Origin of the sequence: Methanoregula sp. (assembly GCA_026625165.1) — an archaeon.
Classification (GTDB): Archaea; Halobacteriota; Methanomicrobia; order Methanomicrobiales; family Methanospirillaceae; genus MVRE01.
Map to the genome: position 1 here is coordinate 1354273 of CP112999.1, position 23559 is coordinate 1377831.

20 protein-coding genes and 2 tRNA genes are annotated in these 23559 nt (G+C 51.8%); 10 read left to right on the top strand and 12 right to left on the bottom strand.

What is annotated here, in order from left to right; all coding sequences use genetic code 11:
* Nucleotides 1–2: 2 nt before the first annotated feature.
* Entirely contained in the window at nucleotides 3–683 is a 681-nt protein-coding gene (locus OS112_07065; GenBank protein ID WAC04227.1) for an ABC transporter ATP-binding protein, read from the top strand.
* Entirely contained in the window at nucleotides 680–1873 is a 1194-nt protein-coding gene (locus OS112_07070; GenBank protein WAC04228.1) for an ABC transporter permease, read from the top strand. Before OS112_07065 ends, OS112_07070 begins: the two co-directional genes overlap by 4 nt.
* A 108-nt stretch (nucleotides 1874–1981) precedes the next feature.
* Here the strand turns inward: OS112_07070 and OS112_07075 are convergent, their stop codons facing one another.
* From OS112_07075 to OS112_07085, 3 genes are all read right to left on the bottom strand, one after another.
* Nucleotides 1982–2884, bottom strand: a complete 903-nt coding sequence (locus OS112_07075; protein WAC04229.1) for an AAA family ATPase — start codon at nucleotides 2882–2884, stop codon at nucleotides 1982–1984.
* Nucleotides 2881–4839, bottom strand: coding sequence for an anaerobic carbon-monoxide dehydrogenase catalytic subunit (gene cooS, locus OS112_07080; GenBank protein WAC04230.1), 1959 nt, complete (start codon nucleotides 4837–4839; stop codon nucleotides 2881–2883). Before cooS ends, OS112_07075 begins: the two co-directional genes overlap by 4 nt.
* Before the next feature lie 527 nt (nucleotides 4840–5366).
* The gene (locus OS112_07085; GenBank protein ID WAC04231.1) at nucleotides 5367–6671 is read right to left on the bottom strand and encodes a DEAD/DEAH box helicase; all 1305 of its coding nucleotides are present in this window, start codon (nucleotides 6669–6671) and stop codon (nucleotides 5367–5369) included.
* A 240-nt stretch (nucleotides 6672–6911) separates the two neighbouring features.
* Between OS112_07085 and eif1A the strand changes: the two genes are divergently transcribed.
* From eif1A to OS112_07100, 3 genes are all read left to right on the top strand, one after another.
* Nucleotides 6912–7250, top strand: coding sequence for a translation initiation factor eIF-1A (gene eif1A, locus OS112_07090; GenBank protein WAC06152.1), 339 nt, complete (start codon nucleotides 6912–6914; stop codon nucleotides 7248–7250).
* A gap of 190 nt (nucleotides 7251–7440) precedes the next feature.
* On the top strand, nucleotides 7441–7704 hold the full coding sequence (locus OS112_07095; GenBank protein WAC04232.1) for a hypothetical protein: 264 nt from the start codon (nucleotides 7441–7443) through the stop codon (nucleotides 7702–7704).
* A gap of 187 nt (nucleotides 7705–7891) precedes the next feature.
* Nucleotides 7892–8956, top strand: a complete 1065-nt coding sequence (locus OS112_07100) for a hypothetical protein (protein ID WAC04233.1) — start codon at nucleotides 7892–7894, stop codon at nucleotides 8954–8956.
* 64 nt (nucleotides 8957–9020) lie between these two features.
* On the opposite strand, the gene OS112_07105 is transcribed toward OS112_07100, so the two are convergent.
* Nucleotides 9021–9188 (bottom strand): DNA-directed RNA polymerase, encoded by a 168-nt coding sequence (locus OS112_07105; GenBank protein WAC04234.1) that lies wholly within the window; start codon nucleotides 9186–9188, stop codon nucleotides 9021–9023.
* 173 nt (nucleotides 9189–9361) lie between these two features.
* On the opposite strand from OS112_07105, the gene OS112_07110 reads away from it, so the two are divergent.
* The 3 genes from OS112_07110 to OS112_07120 all read left to right on the top strand — a co-directional run bounded on the left by OS112_07110 (nucleotide 9362) and on the right by OS112_07120 (nucleotide 14086).
* Nucleotides 9362–12001, top strand: a complete 2640-nt coding sequence (locus OS112_07110) for an aminotransferase class V-fold PLP-dependent enzyme (protein WAC06153.1) — start codon at nucleotides 9362–9364, stop codon at nucleotides 11999–12001.
* Between the two features lie 128 nt (nucleotides 12002–12129).
* Complete coding sequence (locus OS112_07115) at nucleotides 12130–12357, top strand: YwbE family protein (protein ID WAC04235.1); 228 nt, start codon at nucleotides 12130–12132, stop codon at nucleotides 12355–12357.
* Nucleotides 12358–13270: 913 nt separating this feature from the next.
* On the top strand, nucleotides 13271–14086 hold the full coding sequence (locus OS112_07120) for a hypothetical protein (protein ID WAC04236.1): 816 nt from the start codon (nucleotides 13271–13273) through the stop codon (nucleotides 14084–14086).
* A 216-nt stretch (nucleotides 14087–14302) separates the two neighbouring features.
* Here the strand turns inward: OS112_07120 and OS112_07125 are convergent.
* Nucleotides 14303–14387: transfer RNA gene (locus OS112_07125), tRNA-Leu, on the bottom strand.
* Nucleotides 14388–14585: 198 nt separating this feature from the next.
* Between OS112_07125 and OS112_07130 the strand changes: the two genes are divergently transcribed.
* Nucleotides 14586–15110: a hypothetical protein gene (locus OS112_07130; GenBank protein WAC04237.1), complete on the top strand. Its 525-nt coding sequence runs from the start codon at nucleotides 14586–14588 to the stop codon at nucleotides 15108–15110.
* A gap of 350 nt (nucleotides 15111–15460) precedes the next feature.
* On the opposite strand, the gene OS112_07135 is transcribed toward OS112_07130, so the two are convergent.
* Nucleotides 15461–15545 (bottom strand) — tRNA-Leu (locus tag OS112_07135).
* Nucleotides 15546–15814: 269 nt separating this feature from the next.
* On the opposite strand from OS112_07135, the gene OS112_07140 reads away from it, so the two are divergent.
* Nucleotides 15815–16369: a TATA-box-binding protein gene (locus OS112_07140; GenBank protein ID WAC04238.1), complete on the top strand. Its 555-nt coding sequence runs from the start codon at nucleotides 15815–15817 to the stop codon at nucleotides 16367–16369.
* Nucleotides 16370–16404: 35 nt separating this feature from the next.
* Here the strand turns inward: OS112_07140 and OS112_07145 are convergent, their stop codons facing one another.
* The 6 genes from OS112_07145 to OS112_07170 form a co-directional block, all read right to left on the bottom strand.
* Nucleotides 16405–19101 carry a DEAD/DEAH box helicase gene (locus OS112_07145; GenBank protein WAC04239.1) on the bottom strand — a complete coding sequence of 899 codons (2697 nt, stop codon included), beginning with the start codon at nucleotides 19099–19101 and terminating at the stop codon, nucleotides 16405–16407.
* Entirely contained in the window at nucleotides 19088–19843 is a 756-nt protein-coding gene (locus OS112_07150; protein WAC04240.1) for a metallophosphoesterase, read from the bottom strand. The genes OS112_07145 and OS112_07150 overlap by 14 nt, the downstream gene beginning before the upstream one ends.
* A complete protein-coding gene (locus tag OS112_07155; protein ID WAC04241.1) occupies nucleotides 19840–20610 on the bottom strand; it encodes a hypothetical protein in 771 nt (256 codons plus the stop codon). The genes OS112_07150 and OS112_07155 overlap by 4 nt, the downstream gene beginning before the upstream one ends.
* Nucleotides 20611–20670: 60 nt before the next feature.
* Nucleotides 20671–21768: a hypothetical protein gene (locus OS112_07160; protein ID WAC04242.1), complete on the bottom strand. Its 1098-nt coding sequence runs from the start codon at nucleotides 21766–21768 to the stop codon at nucleotides 20671–20673.
* Nucleotides 21769–21875: 107 nt separating this feature from the next.
* Nucleotides 21876–22436 carry a tetratricopeptide repeat protein gene (locus OS112_07165; GenBank protein WAC04243.1) on the bottom strand — a complete coding sequence of 187 codons (561 nt, stop codon included), beginning with the start codon at nucleotides 22434–22436 and terminating at the stop codon, nucleotides 21876–21878.
* 71 nt (nucleotides 22437–22507) lie between these two features.
* The gene (locus OS112_07170) at nucleotides 22508–23521 is read right to left on the bottom strand and encodes a DUF3821 domain-containing protein (protein ID WAC04244.1); all 1014 of its coding nucleotides are present in this window, start codon (nucleotides 23519–23521) and stop codon (nucleotides 22508–22510) included.
* Between the last annotated feature and the right edge of the window lie 38 nt (nucleotides 23522–23559).

A 23559-nucleotide genomic window follows, 5' to 3' on the forward strand; every position in this document is an offset into this window, starting at 1 on the left:
CCATGACAGCAAATCCCCTCATCCAGCTCCATGATGTCACAAAAGTGTACACTCTGGAAAGTGGGGACTTTACCGCGCTCGATTCTGTCTCACTGGATATCATGGAGAACGAATTCGTGGCGATCATGGGACCCTCGGGCTCCGGTAAATCGACAATGCTGAACCAGCTCGGAATCCTTGATGTTCCCACATCAGGAGAACTGTTCATCGATGGCAGGAACGTTGCCTCCATGACAGCTCTTGAGCGCACGCATATGCGCCGGGACATCATCGGGTATATCTTCCAGAAATTTTACTTAATCCCCCTGCTTTCGGCATACGAGAATGTGGAGTACCCGCTGATCCTCAAATACAAGCACCGGGACACGAGCGGTAAAGCTGCCGCAGTCCTGAAGTCTGTTGGCTTTGACGATTCGCTCAGCGCCCACCGCCCGTCACAGCTCTCAGGAGGGCAGCAGCAGCGCGTTGCGATTGCCCGGGCACTGGTCAATGACCCGAAGATCATCCTTTGCGATGAGCCTACCGGCAACCTCGACCGCAAAACCGGGTTCCAGATCATGGATATCCTTATCGGCCTGCATAAAGAGGGAAAGACCGTTATCCTGGTCACCCATGACCCCAAGATCGCAGAATATGCACACCGGACGATACAGCTTGAAGACGGGAGGGTGATCGGATCGTGAAAGACATATTCTTCGATCTCTCTGTGCGCAGCGTAAAACTCAATTTCATGCGCTCGCTCCTTGCGTCCATTGGGATCGTCATCGGGGTTGTTGCCATATCGTCCATGGGGATGCTTGGGACAAACATGCAGCTGATGGTCAAAGACCAGCTAACGGCGGGCGTCAATACGATTGTTATCACTCCGGATGTTGTGAGGGCTGAACCGGGGTCAACCATTACCTCCACATCGGGTATCACCGAAAGCCAGCTTAATGATATCCGGGACGCGGCTGGAATAAACGGGGTCATCCCGATTGACCGGACAAACACCCAGTTCTCGATAGGGTCAAATGACGGGAGAGGTTCGATCTACGGGCTCGATGTAAATGACATTAAAAATATCATGAACGTTACCGAAGGCTCAACGATTCGCGGGGAAAGCGATGCCATTGTCGGTGCCACCATCGCAAGCAGGTTTAATTTAAAAATCGGCACCCGGATCAAGGTCGGTGAGCCCAATTTGAGTGTCACCCGGCCGGTGATCCGGGTGGTAGGCATTCTCCCGACAGTGGGAATGTCATCTTCCAATGGCATTAATACGGATAATGCGATTGTTGTATCCGATACCTGGTATAGCGCCCAGTTCGGCGGGGATAAAGTGTATGACCAGGTGAACGTGAACCTAAAGGATGTCAGCACCCTTTCGGCTGTTGAAACGGCGATTGCAAAAAAAGTCAACCGTAATAAAGAGGTTGTGCGGATCTCCGATTCCAGCTCACGGATCTCAAGTATCGCTTCAACCTTAAGCTCCCTCACCACATTCATCCTTGCGATCGGAAGTATCTCGCTCCTTGTCGCTGCGACAAGTATATTCAACGTGATGATGATGTCGGTCAATGAACGCGTGCAGGAGATCGGCATCCTGCTCTCCATCGGGACAGAGAAAGGCGAAGTGCGACGGATGTTCCTGTATGAAGCGTTCATCCTGGGAATTATCGGTGCCACCATTGGCGGGGTCATGAGCCTTGTCATCGGGTACTCGGTGGTAAGTGCGATGATTGGCAATACGGCATATTTCTTCAAGCCGGACAGCCTGATCTATGTCCCTTACGGGATGGTAATCGGCGTTGTTGTCTGTGTCTTGTCCGGTCTGTATCCTGCGTGGAAGGCATCCAACATGGACCCTATCGACGCGCTCAGGCAGGAGTGAGCAGGGAAGAACACTCCCTTTTTAACTTTAGAATTCAGCATCGGGCAGGTTGAGGAATAAAAAGGTTGCCAAAGAAAATGACCGCGGGCCGGCGCTGACAACTGCAGGTCAATGGAATCCGGAGGAGACGAGGTCAACCTGACCGGTGATTGCGGCTGCAAGTATCCGGAGATTGTTGACAAACGGAGATTTTTGTTCAAGGAGCCCTGAGACCTCCGGCTCAATGCGGAGCACTTCCTGGTTAAACGGCAAATAAAACAGCCGGGAAAATTCCTCAAGCTCTTGCACCTTTCTGCCGATTTTGCCTTCATCTTCCTGTCCGGCTGCCCGGTTTACAACGAAAACGACCTGCCCTATCCCCAGTTGCCGAGCGAGGTCTGCCGACTCTCTGGCTACGGAAAGGGCATTGTAGGACGGATCTGCCATTACGATCGCCGTGGAAAACCCATCGGCGACTGCCCTCCCGAAATGTTCAAGTCCCGCCGGGGTGTCAAGAAGGATCACCTCATCGGAAAAAAGCCTGATGTTGCGGAGGATAGAAGAAAGCAGTGTATATTCGGGGCACAGGCAGCCTGTCCCGGCCTGCTTGACCCCACCCATGACAAGGAGCCGGAGGTTGGGAGCAACCCTGACGGAGAACCGGTCGACCACATCACCCACATCGGGGTTTAGCGTTAACAACCCCCCGGGAGACAGGTCAGGGCTGGCACCGGTCTTCTCACGGATATAGTCCGGGCTCCTGCAGACCGGCACGATCTGTTTTGCTTCATTTGGGGCAATTCCCAGCGTCACTGCAAGGTTTTTCTGGGGATCGCCGTCAACGGCAAGTACCCGTAATCCCTCCCGCGCAAACAAATGGGAGAGAAGCGCGACAAGGGTGGTCTTGCCCACTCCGCCCTTGCCCGTCACAACAACGCGTATTCCTTCTTTATTGCCGCGGATCGTTGTGGTTCCCCCTGTCATTGCACGCAGCGGCACAGCGGTCCCGGATGCTCCAGAGCCGAAGTTCATATCCCCAGCTCGGTCCGCTTCCGCTCGATGTGACTTGTGATAAGATCCGCTGCTTTGACCGGGTCTGGTTCTACCGCGAAGCTCGCGTTCACCGCACCCTTGAGCCCTTCGGTCAGCAGCGATATTACAGCCGGGCTGCCGGAGATATGCGGCATAACACCAAGCACGGTGTAGACCCCGGATGCAACGAAGTACGCACCGATAGAGACTGCCTTCTGGGAGTACCATTCCGGCGCTGCACCCGCAATAGGCAGCTTGTGGATGGGGACGTTGAGCGCATTTCCAAGCTCCGCAGCGAGGACAAGGATTCGGGAGTTGTCAACACAGGAACCCATGTGGATTACTGGGGGGATTTTTAAGGATTCGCATACCGCTCGCAGGTCATCACCTGCCAGTGCAGCCGCTTCCGGCCGGAGGAGACCGGCTTTTCCAGAGGCAATCGCCGCGCAGCCTGTCTCAACGCAGAGAATATTTTTCTTAATGAGTTCCTTTGCCAGTGTCACATGGCCAAAGTCGTGTTTTACATGCGGGTTGTTGCATCCGACAATCCCGACCGCTCCACGGATCTTACCGGCAGCGATCAGATCGATAAGGGGCTTGAAGGAACCACCCAGCGCTTTTTTGATCGCTTCGTTGGAGAAACCGGACATCAGCGGGACAGGTTCTCCGGGAATCATGACCCTTTTGGGGTTCCGGTTTTTGAAGTTCTCGACCGCCATCCTTACGATCGCTTTTGCAGTCTGGTAGCCCTTGTCGGCTCTAAAATCGAAGTAGTACGATCCGGGAATCTTTGCTTTGGAGCTTGTCGATATGATGAGAGTATGGTAACAGCTCGCGGTCCTCGGGAGCGATGGGAAGATACACTGGTAATCGACGATCATCGCTTCAAGGGCGCCTGTCGTGATAACGAGTTCCTGGTTCAGGTGGTTGCCGCTCATCGGGATACCCTTGCGCATCAGTAACTCGCTTCCCGTGCAGCATAACCCGACAAGGTTGATCCCTTTCGCACCGTGTTTCTTTGCGAGCGCCAAAAACTCGGGGTCCGCGACAGCTTTCACGACCATCTCTGATAGCACCGGGTTGTGGCCATGAACGGCGATATTCACATGGTCTTCTTTGAGCACCGCAAGGTTGACACGGGATTTCAGGATCGATGGCGTACCGAACAGGACATCGGAGATATCTGTCCCGATCATTGACCCGCCCCATCCGTCCGAGAGACTGCAACGGAGTCCCTGCAGCAGAATGTTGGTATAATCTGCCCCGACACCCATCTGGATCCGGTGCATGCAGTCCACCACTTCGCGGTCGATCCCCCTCGGGGTGATTCCGAGCGCATTCCAGATATCCCGGGTTGCTTTCGGGGCACGGTTTAGGAGCTGGAGTGTGTTTTTCACCATCCCGTACTCTTCGAGCATGGCACGCCCGAGTTCGGCGGCAAGTTTCTCCGTGCTCTTGCCCTCGGTTCTGATACTATATTCCACACAAAGGCGGCGAAGTTTTTCCGGATCGGAAATACCGTAGTCCTTTGTCTTTCCGGTGCCGACAAGGTACAATGTTTCAACAATATCCCGGCCATGATCAGAATGCGCCGCAGAACCAGTCGCAATGGTGTCCAGAAGGTTGCGGGCAACGATCAGATCCGCATCAGCACCACAGACACCGCGGATGCGGTGGGGCGGGATGATCCGGCACGGGCCCATGGTGCACCGCGAACAGGATATTCCCGCTTCACAATACTTGCACGGAGGCTGCTGCATCTCAAACCGGTCCCAGACCGTTTCGATGCCCTCCTTCATCGTCATTTCAAGGAGTGGTTTTGCATTCTCATCGATCGTTCTGGCTTCTTTCTTCTCTTCGATTAACACAGGGTTCAGGAGGGACATCCGGGCACGATCGAGCTCGCAGACATCGATCCGTTCACGGATCAACTTGGGTTTTGGTTCTTCTGCCATTTCATACACCACGATAATCGATTAGTACGTGGTAATCAATTCAGGCGATATTTATAACTTCTTCTGATGTGAAGGGTCTTATTTTGACTATTGGGTAATTAAAAAAAAACGGGTGAGAAGTAGTCTTATACCAAAATGAAAATAATAAAAAAGGGTATAGTACCATTCTAACCACCAATTTTTCTTTGAACAATTGGAAAAGTAATTCATTCAGACACTCATGGGGGCTTCGCCATCGGCTCGCCCCCGCCATTGAGGCGACCCCCATATTGCGATATATGGGTAAAATCCTGTTTGAGCCGGGATCAACCATGTCTTACATTATCTCACTTTTTTTCTAACTATTTAATTTCTAATTTTTCAGCTAATTTTTACATCTGAACTCAAATTTTATTTTAGTGGTTTAATAAGGACTATACCCTAAAAATCAAAAATCGTTACCGGATACGGTCTGCTGGCATGTCCGACTGCGCCATTCCTGATGTGTCCGGGATTCGCTGTGCCCACAGGTTGAGGGTGGATTAATCCTATCCCTGGCTGCCTGCATCCATCTGTAACTTCAGCAGCGCAGCGGCGATCTCAAGAGATGTGTAATCGTCCACCATGATCCGCTCGATTGTCTCCAGCTGTTTGTCAAGGTTGCCCGCATCGATGGTCTGTTTGATCTTGTCGGCAAGGGCTTTTATCCGTGATTCTGCAGCATCACGCGCCGAGGGGATCGGGATCCGCGAGATCGTGATATTTGCGATACGCTGGATCTCGCGCATCTTGTATACATCTTCAGGGCCTACAAACGTGATCGCACGTCCGCTCCTGCCCGCCCGCGCCGTCCTGCCGATCCGGTGGACATAATATTCGGCCACCTGCGGGACGTCTAAGTTGACGACAAGATCGATATCATCCACGTCAATACCCCGCGCTGCGACGTCGGTTGCGACAAGTAAGTCGATCTCCCCTTTGCGGAACTGCGCCATCACCCGGTCACGCTGGGACTGTTTTAAGTCCCCATGAATTTCCCCGACACGGTACCCAAGGGTCTTGAGCCTTTTTGTCAACTGGTCGACCCGCCGCTTTGTATTGCAGAACACCAGCACAAGCTTGGGGTCCATCTGGTCAAGGAGGCGGCAGAGGATATCGAATTTGTCCCGGCTGTGCACCTCGACATACCTCTGTTCGACCTGGGGGACGGTCAGTTCCTTATGGGGGATCTCGACAAATTCGGGGTTCTTCTGGAACCGGCGCGAGATCGCTAAGATCGGCTTGGGGAGGGTTGCAGAGAAAAGGATGGTCTGGCGGTCTTTGGGAGTCTGCCCGATAATCGTTTCGATATCAGGCAAAAATCCCATGTCCAGCATCTGGTCTGCCTCGTCAAGGACGACCATCTTCACCCGGGACAGCGACAGCGTCCTGCGGCGGAGGTGGTCAAGCACGCGCCCCGGTGTCCCGACAACGATCTGGACGCCGGTCTTTAACGAGCGCAACTGGCGTTCGATCGGCTGCCCGCCATAGATGGGCAGCACAGTCGTGTGGGCCATGTGAGCTGCAAGCAGGGCAATCTCTTCTGCTGTCTGGATTGCCAGTTCCCTCGTGGGGGAGAGGATGATGACCTGCGTCTGCCTGTCGCGGGGATCAAGCCGTTCGAGGGCAGGGATGCCAAACGCCGCGGTTTTTCCCGTGCCGGTCTTTGCCTGACCGGTCACGTCATTACCTGCGAGGATTATGGGTATTGCACTGGTCTGGATTGGTGTGGGCTCTTCAAAGCCCATATCTTCGATAGCCCTGAGTATTTTCGGGCTGATGCTGAAGTTTTTGAATGAAAAAGAAGTTTCCATTTATCAGGTATTGGTGTTCTGATGTCTTTATATATCTTATTGGACAAAAAATTAAACCCTGCAGGCAATCGGATACTGGAATAAAAATCCAAAAAAATTCCCGCTTCTGTTTTACACGGGATTTTTTGCACTGGACCGTACACACAATACCTTAATCCCGTCAGACATCATTTCTATATACTCTGATACAGCGTTTTAAGCAGAAATTGGGTTATCAGGAAATAAGAAGGAGTGGATTAACTGTCATTCAGGAAAGACCAGAATAACGGGGAATTTGATGTTGAGACTCAGAACGAGACCGGTACTGAAGTTATCCGCGTCCGTCTGCCAAAAAAACGGAACCGCGAGATGTTTGCTTCTGCTGACCTCATGATGGGGGCAAACCACATACGTGTCCGGTGTTTCGATGGCGTCACCCGCATGGGCAGGATCAAGGGCAAGATCAAAAAAAGGGTCTGGATCCGGGAAGGAGATACGTTAATTGTTATTCCATGGAGCTTCCAGGACGAAAAATGTGATATTGTGTACAGATACCTCAAACCACAGGTCGAGTGGTTGCGAAGAAACCGGTACCTGTAACTTTTTTTTTAAATTTTTTTTATCTTTAGCTTTTTTTTAAACAACTGCGGCATATCAATCGATTCAAGCATAAAAAAATCCCTTCTGGCACAGGGCATAATACTTCCGGTGTGCCCCACCTCCTGATGAGGCATGACTACATCATCCTGCAGGACATATACTAATATGTGATTCGTTCACAGGATGAAAAATGAAAGGGATATTTCTTGATTCACGGGTCTTTGTGCCTGACCCCACGCAGATCCAGATCCTCAAAACAGTGGCAGAAAAACCAGCATGCCATATCAGTCATGTTGTGCACCAGCTGCTTCCTGACTACAGCGAGAGCAGCGTTCGCTCGGGCGTCCACAAGCTGCTCTCAAAAAGATATCTGGACGGTGGGAAAGCCAACAACGAGATCCTTTTAAGGATCACATCGGGCGGCCGCATGGCCCTCCAGCGGACAGCGGACTGACTGCCGGGCAATCATTATATTATTTTTTTATTCCTTGTAACCTTTAGGCAAACAAGAGTCTTTTTTTGTAAAAAATTCTTTTTACGACTGCGTCACAGTCAGGCAATAAAGGGTATCCCAAGGATTTATCATCCGGATCGTTGTTCATTGTAGCAGGTTAAAGAACACATAAAGGAGACCGATCGCGGTGATTTCACTCCGTTTTTACCGGATTTATGACATTGGCAGGGAGATTGACCTTGACTGGCTGGAGCGCGAGCTTGCAGAGAGCTTTGTAACGGCAAGGGCGAGTTTCTTGAGGGTCAAGCAAAAGTCTATCATGATCGAAGATCCGCCTCTCGCCATCCGGATGCAGCCGGTGCAGGTGGAGCGGCAAGGGAAAACATTTGAGTTTTCCGTTGTCGCACGGGTATATGATATCGGTGTGATCAGTTTCTGTTTTGTTTACGAAAACCCTGCTGCGGATTATTCCATGCTCAGCGAGATCACGTTTAAGTTTGCCGGCCAGGAAGGGCTGTCAGACTTATTCTTCGAGAACCTGACAAAACTGGGAGAGATCATCCGCCCGCATATCAGGAACTTTGCAATCGACCGGGATTTCTTTGAAGATTATACCGTCTATTTGACCGACCGGAGGGACGACACGGTTGACCCGGTACCACTGCTCATCGGCGAAACGACAGAAATCTCCCCCCAGATGAGAGAGGAGATTATCCGGAATTCGCTCAGTTACACCCCGGACGACCTTGCATTAATCTCATGGGATTCCGCGCTCCTCTGCAACCCGGAAGTTCCGACCGATCTCATTGACCTTATTGAATACGCCAATGTACAAGTCCTCGAGCTGAGGTACTATGACCGGGAACTGACCCGGCAGATGGAGAAGATGTATGACGATATTGAACATGCCGACCGTATGTGGCGGTTCCTCCGGATGCACCAGTACCATACAATCATGGGGAAACAGATGGAGACATATGCAGAGATCTCCGAGATTATTGAGAAAGTCAACAACCTGATCAAGGTCACCGAGGACGTGTATTATGCCCGGGTCTATGCAACTGCATTAAAAGTGTTCCGGAGCGGCCAGTGGAGCAGGAGCGTGAGCCGTAAGATTGATGTGATCCGGGAAAACTATTCGATGCTTTCCGACGAGGTCCGCATCCAGCACTCCAATTTCCTCGAATGGATTATCATCATCCTGATCGCCATGGAGTTTTTCTTTGCCATCTGGCAAAGCATGCGGGGATAGAAATTTAAAATAAGAACGGAACTGTATCGTAAAATATTTTTTAAAAACAAAAGAGAGAAAAAAATTAAAACCGGGGTTTCCGGTGCTTCGGGAGGCAGTCCTGGCAATAGACAGGTCTTCCCTCGGTCGGCTTAAATGGAACTTCGCAATCTTTACCGCAGTCTGAACAGACTACTTTTGTCATTTCACGGGGGCCGAAGTTTCTCGGGCCACCAAATTTTGATCCGTACATAATGTTTCTCAAACAGCCTTTTGTTAGAAAACTGTATACTTAAGAGAACGGCTGAGGTTAAGAAGCTCTGCATGCCTGCAGGGGCACATGCACCTTGTTTGGAGGGCAGGTTTGCCAGCATCCTACGCGCAATCGTTTCTCTTATCTCCTGAACCACCCCACCAGTGAGTGTGATGCGCGAGCCGCCGGTCAAAAAGATACTATACTGGTGCGACAACTGCAATGTCCCCCTTATAGGGAAGGGGTGTGCATGTGGAAAGGAGGGAAAGAAGATCCCACTTCTGCAGCCGTACGATGTACGCCCGGCACTTGCCGCAGACATGGAACTTTTAGCACGCCTTGTGCACGAGCATTTCGGTACCGTAACGCTCCAGAACATTGTGCTCTTCAACAAGACCGGCGGCGTCGACCGGGCAGATCTCGTGATCATGAGCGGGGAGCGGTTCGGATGGCTCACGTTCGATCCGGTCACGAGGGAATATAATCTCGATATCGCACCGGAAGCCCTGCTGTTCCTGCTCCCGCATGCGACCCGTGGCATCGTCGACCTTGAACAGTACACCAATGTCAGCAGGGAACAGGGGAGGATAGGGGGCAAGAAGCTCGTGCTCAACACCCCGGTCTCCGATGGGACGGTGATCGTAAAATACCGCAGTAAGTTTGGAACCGCCATGGTAAGGGACGGGCAGATCAAAGTCAGGGAGATCGTTTCTGTTGATCCAAGAACTCCCCCAAACCCGGACTGGAGTGTTGCCGTCCACCAGAACCGGTATCACCTCAAAAACCTTGAGCGCACCGCGGTCAGGACTATCAGGCACCATATGAATGACCGCCCGGTCATCAACGTCTCGTTCTCCGGGGGCAAGGACAGCACTGCCGTACTGCACCTTGCCCGCAAGGCAGGCGTGACATCGGCGTTTTTTATTGATACCGGAATCGAATTTCCTGAAACGGTGGAGTTCATCCGGTCACAGGGTATTGAGATCATCCCGCCGGTTGTCGATTTCTGGCAGGCCGCAGAGAAGGCGGGACCTCCCGGCAAAGACCACCGATGGTGCTGCAAGCTCTTAAAACTCCGGCCCCTCAAACTCTACCTCGCAAAAATTGGTCCGTGCGTGACCGTTCAGGGGAACCGTTGGTATGAGTCATGGAACCGGGCCGATCTCGAAGAGACAAGCCAGAACCCTGAAAATGTGCTCCAGCTCAACATCTCGCCAATCCGGAACTGGCGGGCGCTCGAAGTGTTTTTATACCTCTGGTGGCAGAAGATTCCCACCAATGTACTCTATGAACGGGGTATCGAGCGGATCGGGTGCTACCCCTGCCCGTCGATGCTTGAGAGCGAGTACGAGGAACTGGGGAAGATGCACCCCGGTGCGGTGCATCGCTGGAACGAGATACTTGAAAGATGGGCGGCAAAGAAAGGACTTCCGGAAGAATACTCCAGATGGGGTCTATGGCGCTGGAAGGCGCTGCCAAAGAAGATGCGGGAGCTGTGCAGTGCAAAAGGGATATTACTCAACGATGATTATTCCTTAAAGCCTGTGAGGGAACGCAAAGTGGAACAGAAACAGGATACCAACGAAGGTGATACAGTCGTGACCCAGACGGATGTACGGGAACCGGATACATTTGATGCAGAGAGAGCACGCAGGGACTTCCCGATCCTTTCAGAACTCATTTACTTTGACAATGCTGCAACTTCATTCTCCCCTGAGCCGGTTGTGCAGGCACTTGTTGAATTCGAGCACCAGTACCGTGCCAACGTCGGGAGAGGGGTGCACCGGCTGACAAGGATCGCCTCGCAGCGTTACTGGCACGCCCACGAGAAGGTGGCAAAGTTTATCGGCGGGCAGGATGGCATGACTGTCTTTACGAAAAATACCACCGAGGCGATCAATATGGTGGCGCAGGGGCTTGCATGGAAGGCAGGCGATCATGTCATTACCACAGTCATTGAACACCATTCAAATCTCCTGCCGTGGCGGAACCTGACCAGGCAGGGGGTCAAAGTCGATATCATCGGGATACAGCCGGACTATTCCCTTAATCCTGCTGCATTTGAACGGTCAATTTCAGATAAAACCCGTCTTGTCGCGGTCACGCATGCCTCTAACGTGCTCGGTACCATAACCCCGGTTGAACAGATCGCAAAGATCTGCCATGATCATGGCGCGCTCCTGCTTATCGATGGTGCACAGGCAGTCCCCCATATACCGGTTAACGTCGCAGACATCAGGTGCGACTTTTATGCGTTCTCCGGTCATAAGATGCTCGGGCCGACCGGCACCGGAGTCCTCTGGATGAAGGATCCGGTCATCGAACCTTCGGTGCTAGGAGGCGGGATGATCGAGACCGTGACAGCCGAAGGGTTTACTCCTGCGCAAGGCTACCAGAAATACGAAGCGGGCACCCCTAATATTGCCGGGGGGATCGGCCTTGGAGTGGCAACCGATTACCTGACAGCAATCGGCATGGACCGGATACGGGAACACGAGGAGCGGATCACAACCCGTCTTATCGACGGTCTTTCAAAGATCGACCGAATCCGGGTGTATGCCCCGGCACAGCAAGCATCCCGGATCGGAGTTGTCTCGTTTACCATTGAAGGGCTCCACCCGCACGAAATCGCCCAGCAGCTCGATGAGGGCTCCGACATTATGGTGCGGTCAGGGCACCACTGTTGCCAGCCACTCATGGACCACCTTGGCCTCAGTGACGGCACCGTGCGGGCGAGCCTCGCGCTCTACAACATCGGGCAGGAAGTGGATCTGCTCATTGCGGCGGTTGAAGAGATCGTGCGGGGATTGTAATACAGAAATAAGATACCTGATATACTGATACCTAAAACAGATACCAAAAAAATCCAAAAACGAGTATCCTGCGAAAAAATTACAGGGAGAATTACACCCGGTACAACCCCAATCCAGAAGTCCACCCTATGACACCTCCCAACGATACGAAGCAACGCTCTGCGGTTCTTCCAGGTATTACCGTTGATATCATCACGAAAACAGACCAGCGGAGCGGAAAACTGGTCCGTGGCATCGTGAAGGACGTCCTCACCAATTCCTCATTCCACCCACACGGGATCAAGGTGAGGTTGCAGGATGGAAAGGTAGGCAGGGTTCAGGGGATTATTCCATCTGGGAGGGGGCAGAAGGAGTAAAGTTAAATGATGATCATTTTTACTTGGTTGACGATACCTCTGACATCGTACACTTGTCAGAGAGTATCCTGATAAAAACCAAAGACACTCTCCTCGATCCCAACAGGTTCAGACCTTCATTTTAGTTCAATCCCCTTGTGCACAGGAAGCGGAGGTTGTAGCAATGACAGCTCTTGTAAGAGAGCCCGGAACAGTTACGTGAGGTACTCCCCCCACCTTCATACATGAGTGGGGGGAGCTGGTCTGAGCAAGGCCGACCCCATGGTGGGGTCTGAGGGGGTACCTCGCTTTGATCGGGTGGGGGGCACCTTAAGGCACATAAGTGGGGATACCCCCTCTGTTTGCACAGGAAACGAAGCCGATCCCGCTGGAATCTCTGTCGGAGACCAAAAACCGGAACAGGGTGGGGGTACCCCCTCATGTGCTCAAAGGTGGGGGGCTGGTCATCGTACTCAAGACCCCTCACGCGATCGCGGAAGGGGTCTCGATCCAAGTGGGTGGGGGGTGTCTGCCTTTCCTAAGGCCGCGATAGCGGACTTGAGAAGATATCGAAGATATCTTCGAGTTGCCCCTTGCCCGCGAGCGGGCGGGCCAACATTTTATCGTTGGGAAGTCGCTCAGAATTTGAGGGAGTGGGTTGAAAATAGAGAGGGGTAAATGGGTTTTGAAGGTGGGGGTAGGGCATGGCCAATGGGTGGCCCCCCACCCTTTGGACCGAAAGAAACAGTATGAGGGAGGTGGCGAAGGCTTGATGCAATCCAATCAAAATCGCGGAGATTATTCAGATGCGGCAATGTGAAGCGGAGAGAATTGGGATTGCGAGGTTTACGAGATGGAGAATGAAAAATCAAGAACACATATGATTTAGTTTGTTACAAATATTTTTTATTATAGTAACTCAATTAAGCGTTTTGTGAGATTTATCGTTACGATAACAGATTTGTTTTCAATAAAGCCGAAAAAACCATTTCCAATAATTGTAATAATTGTTGGATTTTTCTTCATTTTGACAAGTGGATGTGTTAACACAACAGAAATAAAAAATCAAACCGTTCTTCCAACAACTACGGCTGTTCCAGTCCATATTGTGGAAATCAAACCGGATCGATCTATCTATGATTCGTGGGGAGTGCTGTACGTCGGTGAGGGGGATATGAAAATATCCGTGCCTCCTCAATGGAAAAATACAACGTGGAATGGCGCAAATCAATTATATGCAACAGACAAATATGAAATGTCAGAAACAGCATTTGTGTTTGTTAAAACCGGATTGGATTTTGGAACTTACTCTTTTAAAAAACAAATTGACCAAAATTATATTGATAATGAAACCCTCGATTATTTAATTAAAATATTACTTCCTGATGGGACATCGAGTCCAGAGTGTAACCACACGTGGATTTATAAAGGCGAGGCAGGGGGGGTCGTCTGTCCCAAAGCCTTTAGTGATCCAACATATTATCTCATATCAGGTCACCCAGCACGCAAAATATCGTGGGATACTCATTTTCAGACTCTATACAAAGAATCCGGTACAACAATAGTCCAGAGTCGGCAGACTGGATATATTGTGTGGAGGACCATCGAGGATTCTCATAACGAAGCATACATCCTCATTCAAAACGATGGTCGTGTGGCCTACGTTCATGGTCAATACAGACCAACTGTTGCACTATGGGAGAAGACAATAGTGAAACAATCAATGGAATCGTTGACAGATAATTTTTGAGGCTCTGTAGAAACTCTGATTTTTTTTCAATAACCTCTCAAGATGGATGAGATCATTTTCTGTTCGGATTGCTATTGAGGAATTCTACAGAGCCCAATTTTGAAAACTATATATTACAAAATCTCGAAACTGCGCCCGAGTCAATAACCTAGTTTTGGAGGATGGTGAGATAAATAGAGTTCCAAATTGTGAGATAACTATAACCAAAAACAAGGATGCGAGGGAGGGGATTTAAACCCCCGAACTCCTGCGAGATCAGGCCCTCAACCTTGCGCCTTTGATCTAGCTTGGCAACCCTCGCGCCCCTGTCCTCTCTCGCCATTTTGTCGTAAGCGAACCAGTCATAACGAACCCGGAAAACCGGCGGTTGAGGCGCATAATTCCCGGACCGAAAGGAACCGGATCTCCCCCGGCCTTTGATAATAAAGGTGATGGAGGAGATACCCGTCACCCCGGTCACTGGCAAAAAGATATTAACAGAGACAGACGTTTTACTCTTATGCCCCGTCCGTCTGTTGTCATTATCGGTGTTCTTCTGGCCATTCTCATTGCATGCATCCTTTCCGCAGGGTGCAGTGAGGGGCTCCCATTGTCCAGTGAGTGCTCATATCGGGTAAGTTACGGAGGTAATTTCCTCCTGACCAAAGACCAGCCGGAATTCAAGTTGACAACACCGGAAGCCAACAAGAACTGCCATGCCCAGATGACACTCACCTATTGGTACAAGGACCAGGCGCTTGCAGAATCCGGGACAAAACCTCCGGTCATGTACAATTTCCGTACCTGGACCGGGGGTTTCCCGGACCCGGTCTCAAAACAGGTCGATGCGTACAATGATCAGGGCGTTAAAGTAAAGGCATGGAAAGCTTCTGTAGACGAGGCTGCAAAGAATGCGCAAGGGGACTATACCTATTATTCCGTATATGTCTTCTACCCGCGGGGAACGACCAATTATCCTAAAGATGGTGTTGAGGCAGACATCGAGATCTCGTATGTCCCGTTCAAACAGGGACAGTCGAAATAACCGGATACAATCATTCTTTTCCGTATCGACAAGGAAGGCCAAGGAGAGCCCTCCTGCCCGCCAGTCATTCCCATGCTTATCCTGCGGCACCAATTGCGGGGATCGGGGCGGCTGCATGCCTGCGCGACCGGGCCCTGAACCCGGCGCCTCTGATCTGGTATGGCAACCCTCGTACCTCTGCCCTTCTCACCGTTTTGTTGTAATCGGACCGGTCATAACAAACCCGGATAACCCCGTCATCTTCCGGACTTAACCATATTTAACCGCATTAACTTCCGGACGTAACCATACTGCATCGAATCCGGAAAAAACACAAACGGAGATCTTGAAAACAATAACAAAACCGCGAATGCGAGGGAGGGGATTTGAACCCCCGAACTCCTGCGAGATCAGGCCCTGAACCTGACGCCTTTGACCTGGCTTGGCAACCCTCGCGCCTTTAATCATTGCTTTGTAAAATTTAATAAAGTTAGGTATTCATTTGTTTCTTTGACCCGGATACCCTATCTATAAAATCGATCTTTTTTGTCAGTTCCTCATCCTTTGTAACTAAAAAATCAAACCAAAACCGTACCATCATGATTTGCCAAAAAGGACGGGGACAATAATTTCTGACAGATGGGACATCATGCCATCGTCACCGTAGAATGGGACATAAAGGTTCTCCATTAGTATTATGATTTGATGCGCAGATTACATACTGGATGGCTGATAAACGGTACGAAACATTAAAAATCGAAAATATCGTCGCGTCCGGCGTTATTGCTGATTCCATAGATCTCGCAATAGTATCAAAAAAGATCCCAAGCTGCGAGCTCAACACCAAACGGTTCCCCGGGGCGGTATACCGGATCGAGAAGCCAAAAATTGCGTCCCTGATATTTTCTTCAGGAAAGGTCGTCCTCACCGGCATCAGGGATAAAAAGGCGCTTGATGACGGGCTCAAACTCATCATCAGCTCGCTTAAGGGAGCAGGAGTGAAGACCTACAAAGAACCCAAGGTCGCGATCACCAACATCGTCTGTTCGTACGATATCGGCAAGTACATCAACCTCAACAAGGTCGTCATCACGCTGAACCTTGAAAATATCGAATATGAACCCGAACAGTTCCCCGGCCTCGTGTATCGTATCAAGGACCCAAAAATCGTTGCCCTGCTCTTCAGCTCGGGAAAGATCATCCTCACCGGTGGGAAAAACCTTGAGGACATCAAGAAGGGGCTGGACTTCCTAGAGCAGAAACTCGAAAGTATTATGTAATATTTTTTTTTTGTAAATCCCATTTTTTTATATTTTTACTGCCAGAACCGGTGCGTCTGGATAAAATTGCGCTCTGCTTTTAAGATTTCGCGGTAAAACGCGTCCCCGTCGGTAAGGGTCCCCATGATACGGGATGCGTTCTCGGGGCCGATACCCCTTGCTGCAAGCGCGATAACCGCCTTTTTACCGCTGGATAGCACGATATTTGCGTTCTTCATCAGCCGCCGCTCGTTCTCCTGTTCTTCAGCGGTCTTCTTCTTTTTCTTCATTGCCGCACACAACTGCTCCTCCCATGGTTTGAGGGCTGCGATCAGCCCGGCCCCGCATTTCGGGCACCGGGGCTTCTCAGGGACCCTGAAGACCACAGTACGGCTCTTCCAGTCACGGCAGTTCATGCAGCAGAGCACGACATCATCAGAGTCCAGCCGGCGTTTGACCGCAGCAAGGATCGCCTGGTCTGCGGTTGGCGGGGGGATCTGGTCGCGCGAGGTGAGCAGCCCTTCCGCACCGATAATGGAGAGGCTCCCGGTACTGATGCTGATCTCATCCTTTTGGACGAGGGTTATGATGGCTGCAGCTGTTGCAACATCCATGTATTCCGAGAGCAGCTCGCGGTACGCCTCCTGCTGCACGACCGTGGAATCAAAGAATTCAAGCAATCTCTGGATACTTATCCTTTCATAATCTGCGTCCGGGTCGATCGCCCCGAATTTTTTTGCCACCTGCACAAGCTTCCACTTAAAAAGAGCGGTGCGCTTGAGAGCAAGCCGAATGATGCCCGGCATGTGCAGGGGGTCAACGGACATCAGCATATCACGCACATCGGCCGCCCGTATATAGGAAGGCAGCCGGAGTAGGATCCTGTATGCATCCAGCTCGATACCAACTGTCGTGCCGAACTTTGCCGAGATCAGGATGGAGATGACTCGCCCGAGGGCTTCATTTGCCTTGTGCCCGGCGCAGATGTTGCAGACAACCCCCTCGTCGGTATTTTCAAGCGTGATAAGCTCATCGGTGGGGACAGGTGAGCGGTTTTTGTCCATCGCTTCAAGGAATGTCCGGGCATATTGTATCCCGTCGGGTTCACTGGTGTAGTCCCCAATGCTCCTGCTCCTGCGAAGCGCCCCGGCTTCCTTGGCAATCGTGTACGGGACCGGTATCTGTTCGCCTTCCCATGACGGGATCTCCCCCTGCACCTTTCGTGCCGGTTCGACGGTGAGTTTCCCGTCAGCGATCTCGATCACCCGCCACAACTGGCCCTTGGTGACAAAAACTGCGCCAGTATGCACCCAGCCGACGACAAAGGACTCATCGAGCGTCCCGACCGTCCGCCGGGATACCATGTCAAAGACCGGCACCTTGCGCTCGTCATGGATCATGGAGAGATTTCCCGCAAGGTACTTCCGGGCCCGCGCAGTGGTTATGATCCTGCTGCCGTCCAGCCTGATGAGCCGGTGCTCCTCCATCTGCCGGCAGACATCGTCAAGCAGGCTCCCATAGTCAGAAAACACATGCGCCCTGTTAATAATTCCGCGCACCCGCTCCAGTTCGATCTCCCCATATTCGACCGCGATGCCTGCGATCTGGTTTGCGAGCACATCGGCGGCATTTTTGTGGGGGATCACGTCCTCAATATCGTTTGCAAGCGCCCTTCGCACAATGACAAGCGATTCCAGAAGGTCGGAGAAACCTGTGGCAAGGATTGTGCCGCGCGAAACTGTATGCAACCTGTGCCCCGCTCTTCCGACACGCTGGACCAGCCGGGCAACTTCCCGCGGGGACCCGAACTGTATTACGTGATCCACCCTGCCGATGTCGATCCCGAGTTCCATGGACGACGTGCAGATCAGGGTCTTTATCTCCCCGCGTTTGAACCGCTCCTCTGCGTCGATCCGCACATCCCTTGAGAGCGAACCATGGTGGACCTCAACGTCGCCACGCTCAAAGAGCTCGTGCGCCAGCGCCTCGGCAGTCACCCGCGTGTTCACAAAGACCAGCGTTGACCCTTTCGCACTAAGCATTGAAGAGAGCACGCTTACCTGTTCCTTGAACGACTCGCCTGCAAACCTGACGCTGACATCCAGCTGCTTTGCCACGGGAACTAGCACATCAAAGAAAGGCCGGGAACCGCACAGGAACCGCCCGATCTCGTCCGGGTTTCCCACAGTCGCAGAAAGGCCGATGCGCTGGAAATCTCCTGCATAGACAACAAGCCGTTCGAGTGCAACGGCAAGCTGCGCCCCCCGCTTGCTGCCGGCAAGCTCGTGAATTTCATCAACAATCACGTACCGTATGCCGGAAAGGTGGCTGCGCAGGCGCCTGCCCATAAACAATGCCTGCAGGGTCTCGGGCGTCGTGATGAGGAGGTCCGGGGGGGATAGTGCCTGCCTTCGGCGCTCTGATATGGAAGTATCACCGTGCCGGACACCAATTTTGACCGATAACTCATGGCACCACCATTCCATCCTTGACAGGATGTCACGGTTGAGAGAACGCAGCGGAGTGATATACAGTGCCTTGATCCCTTTGCCATAAGTTCCCGTTACCAGACCGTTAAAGACAGGGATCATTGCACTCTCAGTCTTCCCGGTGCCGGTCGGAGCAATGAGGATGATGTTTTTACCTTCAAGGACCAGGGGGATCGCCTGCATCTGGGGGTCGGACAATGCAGAAAAACCCCGCTTCCAGATGCAGGCGCTCACCCGCTCATCGAGGCGGTCAATCGGGGACATTTTCCTCCAGTGCAGATACCGGGCCGACATACGTACCATCCGCACAAAAGATCTCAGCACGGTCAGTCCGGATCGACCTTGAGAGCGGGGAGAATGGGTGGTGAATAATCCGGAGAATATCAAAACCTGCACATTCATTGAACGCAGGCATAAAGAGGACCCGGGTCTTTTCTGACATGGAGGGGACATCCTTAAACCGGAACACACCTTCATCGATCCCTGCAAGAAGGTACGCCGGTGCACGGAGCGAGCACCCCACCTCGTCATGCAATGAGACCATGGGGTGGTGGTGGCCGGCAATAATCAGGTGACCGGACAGGTCCGGGTTTGGAAGGGTATGCCCGTGCATGTACGCGACGCCATCGATGACCGCCCCATCCTTTGGAAGGAGTTCTCCCTTTTTGAGAAAAGGGGCAATCCCGGTGTCGTGATTGCCTGGCAGAACCCGGATTGGGACTCGTTCGCGCAGGGCAGCGAGGATATCGGGGATCTCCCGGTATTCCTGCCGGGTGGTCCTGGGAATGCTGTGTTTTACGTCCCCGAGAAGGACGAGAAGATCCGGTTTCGTTGCCTTGACGCATGCAATCACGCGCCAAAGCCGTTCCGTGCTCCTGCTTGCAAAATGCCAGCCATGCTGGGCAAGGTCCGACTCGATTCCAAAGTGGAGGTCGGCCACAACGAGCAGGCGCTTTTTGTTCTTCACGATGAGCGCCGGGCCGTCCTCAAAAAACCGGAGATTCATAGCAGCCTGATGACGCCTTTCTGGGGCTGGTAGCAGGTATCGTCTTTGATCATCTCTTCAATTGCAGCCTTCGCAGCTTCCGGAGAGATGCCAGAAGGAACAGCATGCCGTATGATTTCTTCAATCGCAACCCCCCGCGAGCCTTGATGCTCCTGAATAATCGTGGTGATGAGATTCCTGGGATTGACTAGAGGAGGATGGGAGGAGGCCGGTATGCGGACTGTAGAAAGCGCTGAAGTTGCCATCACCACGAGATCCCGGAGATTCTCCCGTGTAACCGAATAGTGCCCTGTCACTGCCTGCAATTCCGGGTTCTCCGATGGGTTATCAAGGGCATTGGCAAGACTCTCCACACGATGCAGGGTGAGATCCGCTGTCCTGACCACCCAGAGATCGCGGGCAGCGCGATCGACGACCTCTATTGATTCCGGGCGTACCGAGAGTGTGGTGCGCCCGTCCCTCTGGTACATCTGCGCTGTTCCCATAATGGCGAGAAACGAGGGGACAGGGATATTCTTTGCCATTGTGAAAAGATCTGTTCTGGCTCCCCTGATCACAACATCAAATGCTCCGGTCGGATCGGAGATCCTGCACCGGAGCATATCACCAAGATCGGATAATTCGGTCAATGCTCCGATCAGTAACAGCAGACGGCAGTAAGCACCGCCGGGGGTGACGATATAATTATAACCTTGCCCATCCCCTCTCTGAACGGTTAATGTCGAGCGGTTGAATTCTCCCGCAAAAACCCGTGCTGTCCCTTCCATAGACCTGTGAGAGTATTTGGGGAGGATATAACTTCAAGGTATAGTCCTATGCAAAAAGGGTTAGGTGCAGCTCATGCAGGCAGAGTTATGCGGTAGCTCGCTCTCGCGGATCGCCTCCATTGCCGCGACACGGTCATTTGTCGACATGACAAAGTTGTAGGTATTGACGTAGGAGACATATGCATCGTAATCCCACTTGTAGAGAGTGTGGGTGGGGCCACCCCGTTCTTCGAGAGTCTTCATGTTGGTCTTGATTGTCTGAATATCATAAAAAATACTCATCACGTAATTTACCTTGCCATAAAGGAGCTTCCCTTTGCCGACCGGCACAATGATTGGCGCAGGAGCTTTTTCGTACTCGTCATCATAGAAACCGATGAGCCGTGTTGTTGTCGTCTCGATATAGACATAGTCCCGTTTGGAATCGGAAAATACCCTGAACGAGGGTTTGTTTGTTGCAAGGTGGATCCGGATCCCCGCCGTTGCATGTTCCAGCGAGGGAAATATCAGGAGCCCGACATCATAGTCTTCCCTGGAGAGGAGCCCGGTGAGAAGGATGGATTTTTCATCGCAGTCTCCCTTTGCATCGTAGATGACCTCCACCGGATATCTCGGGTTGCCGGTCGTGGTATTGTCATACGGTATCTGCTGCACGAAACTTACAAGAAATTCAAGGTATTCGTCATCAGTGAGCGTCCGGCCTCCCTTGAACCGCTGTTTTCGTATCTCTTTTAGGATGTCGGAATAGAACGGCTCTATCGCGGGATCATCAGTCATCTGCTGGTAGAAGTACCCCACTTCCTTGCTGTCGATGATCATATGTTTGTTTGAAGATGCGTTTGCCGCGTGCAGGATGGAGGTGTTCACCGGGAGCCGGACCGAGTAGTCAACTGTCCTGTACCGGAAATTGAAGGTCCGGTATTCCACCGTATCTTCCGGTTGGGGGATAACCCGCAGATTGTTATAGGAATACGGGTCCTCTGTTGGAGTAACAGTGATTTCCGGGGTTTCAGGGAGCGTAGTCGCCGGTGTTGTCGGGACAGGTAACGGGGACGGAGATAGCAGGCGGGCAGTAGAATTTTGAGGTGATTCCATGAATTTTGTGAGCGGACCTTCACGCGTCAGCAGTCCTGTACACCCTGCAGCGACCACGCACATAGACAAAAAAAGGAGACAAACAAGGGAAAAATCCTGCCTGCGCATATTCGATGGTAAGAATGCATTCTATTCAAGGATTGCCATTTATCAATAAAATTTTAAAAAAATTAAATTTTTGAACGGAACCCAAGGCAAGCTGCGCAGGCACCAAGGATCGCTGCAATTGCTGCAAACGGCGAAAGGGGGGACTTTGTCGTTGCCGGTGCAGCGGGTGTAACCGGAACGCTCAAATCAGGAGGTACCAGGGACGAATCTAATTCCTGCGCTTTTTTAAACATATCACGGGCTTCATCGGTTCTCCCGAGATGGCGGAGTGCATCGCCCTTGTTGTAATACGCGATCGAACGGGTGGTCGTCAGGTTCCCGGAGACCGATAGTGCCGCATCTGCCGCAGTGATCGCCTCATCATACCTGCCAAGCATGACAAGGATCCCGGCCCGGTTTGCCTGGATGAGATGCGTGAGCGAGCTTGCATTGAACGCAAGTGCCTCATCGGAAGCCTTGAGGGCTTCTTTGTACTTCCCTTCATTTGCAAGGTCAACGCTTTTTGAGTACAATGCTCCGGCGCTTGTGTATGAATCCTGCTCCGATGCAGCAGCGCTGGCAGGAGCAAGAACGAGAAAGAACACAACAAGCCCGATAATCAGGATATGAGTCTGGATATCCATACTATGCCTCAGGTTAAGATTGATATTCTCACTATGATTGCGAACGGGAGTAAAAAAAGATGATCAAAATATCAGCGGTTGTCTCTCCGGTACAAGACAAATACCATGCATCCCATGCCAAGCGCCATGAACGTGACCCATTCCGGAAGGGGTGCCGAAGTCCATGTCGGTTTTTTTGTCACCGTGGTCACTGCCCGGGTTGGCGCAAGCGTCGCAACCGTTGTTGCCGGCAGGGATGGTTCAGGAGTAATGACAAGCTGTGACAGAGTGGCCGTTGGGGCAGGGGTGGCCACATCGGCAATGAAGGTAATATTTACCGGACCCGAGACTGTGACCCCTACCAGATCCCCGTAATAATTTTTCATATTGTTGAGGTTCTGTGTCCCGGTAAAGGTATAGGTACCCGGAGGATAGAGGGGTGTCCCGTCCCCGCTCCGCGCTGTGTGGTTCCATACCTTCCCGTCCCTCCAGATAAATGGAGATGTTCTCACATCAGGTTTTGAATCAAAGGAAAGGATCTCGGTACCTGGTGCTCCCGCACTGCCCGTAAAGATATTTGAGATACCGGCTCCATTAGGTCCTTTGAGGCGGACATCGAACAACTGGTCAAGTGGGTTGACCAGAGGGCGGTAAAGGTTGTTGAACGCCCGGTTCAGGTTCGTGTCGATCCGGTAGGTGACCTGGGTGCTTCGCGGCACGCTCTGCCCGCTCATATCCTTATCAAGGTCGACGTCCCAGATTTTCAAGGTAAACCAGGGTTTTTCAACCGTAAACGCCTTATAAACTGGTTTTTTATCCGAGCAATACCATGTGCCTTCATATCCTGAAAAAAGTTCGGGACTTATGTTATAACTGAACCTGTTTTGTGTGATCTCAATTACCTTGCCTGCCGGTGAGCTTGTGTCATTACCGGCCGGCCACCACGAGATCTGGTTGCAGCCGTTGAGCGCAGTGGATATATCAAGCCCCATTTCACCGACATATACCGGAGCCCCTGCGTCGATCTTTGTGAGGCCTGCAGATACCGGAACAGCGATGATTCCCATCAGTAACACTAGAACACAGAAAATGAGCCGGTAATTCATAAGGAGTAATTTCAAAACTCTTATGATAAAGATTATGA

Coding starts and splice junctions, on each gene's coding strand:
- OS112_07065 (WAC04227.1), top strand. CDS start 3: ATGACAGCAAATCCCCTCATCCAGCTCCATGATGTCACAAAAGTGTAC.
- OS112_07075 (WAC04229.1), bottom strand. CDS start 2,884: ATGAACTTCGGCTCTGGAGCATCCGGGACCGCTGTGCCGCTGCGTGCA.
- cooS (WAC04230.1), bottom strand. CDS start 4,839: ATGGCAGAAGAACCAAAACCCAAGTTGATCCGTGAACGGATCGATGTC.
- OS112_07085 (WAC04231.1), bottom strand. CDS start 6,671: ATGGAAACTTCTTTTTCATTCAAAAACTTCAGCATCAGCCCGAAAATA.
- OS112_07095 (WAC04232.1), top strand. CDS start 7,441: ATGAAAGGGATATTTCTTGATTCACGGGTCTTTGTGCCTGACCCCACG.
- OS112_07105 (WAC04234.1), bottom strand. CDS start 9,188: ATGTACGGATCAAAATTTGGTGGCCCGAGAAACTTCGGCCCCCGTGAA.
- OS112_07110 (WAC06153.1), top strand. CDS start 9,362: ATGCGCGAGCCGCCGGTCAAAAAGATACTATACTGGTGCGACAACTGC.
- OS112_07115 (WAC04235.1), top strand. CDS start 12,130: ATGACACCTCCCAACGATACGAAGCAACGCTCTGCGGTTCTTCCAGGT.
- OS112_07130 (WAC04237.1), top strand. CDS start 14,586: ATGCCCCGTCCGTCTGTTGTCATTATCGGTGTTCTTCTGGCCATTCTC.
- OS112_07140 (WAC04238.1), top strand. CDS start 15,815: ATGGCTGATAAACGGTACGAAACATTAAAAATCGAAAATATCGTCGCG.
- OS112_07145 (WAC04239.1), bottom strand. CDS start 19,101: ATGTCCCCGATTGACCGCCTCGATGAGCGGGTGAGCGCCTGCATCTGG.
- OS112_07150 (WAC04240.1), bottom strand. CDS start 19,843: ATGAATCTCCGGTTTTTTGAGGACGGCCCGGCGCTCATCGTGAAGAAC.
- OS112_07155 (WAC04241.1), bottom strand. CDS start 20,610: ATGGAAGGGACAGCACGGGTTTTTGCGGGAGAATTCAACCGCTCGACA.
- OS112_07160 (WAC04242.1), bottom strand. CDS start 21,768: ATGTGCGTGGTCGCTGCAGGGTGTACAGGACTGCTGACGCGTGAAGGT.
- OS112_07165 (WAC04243.1), bottom strand. CDS start 22,436: ATGGATATCCAGACTCATATCCTGATTATCGGGCTTGTTGTGTTCTTT.
- OS112_07170 (WAC04244.1), bottom strand. CDS start 23,521: ATGAATTACCGGCTCATTTTCTGTGTTCTAGTGTTACTGATGGGAATC.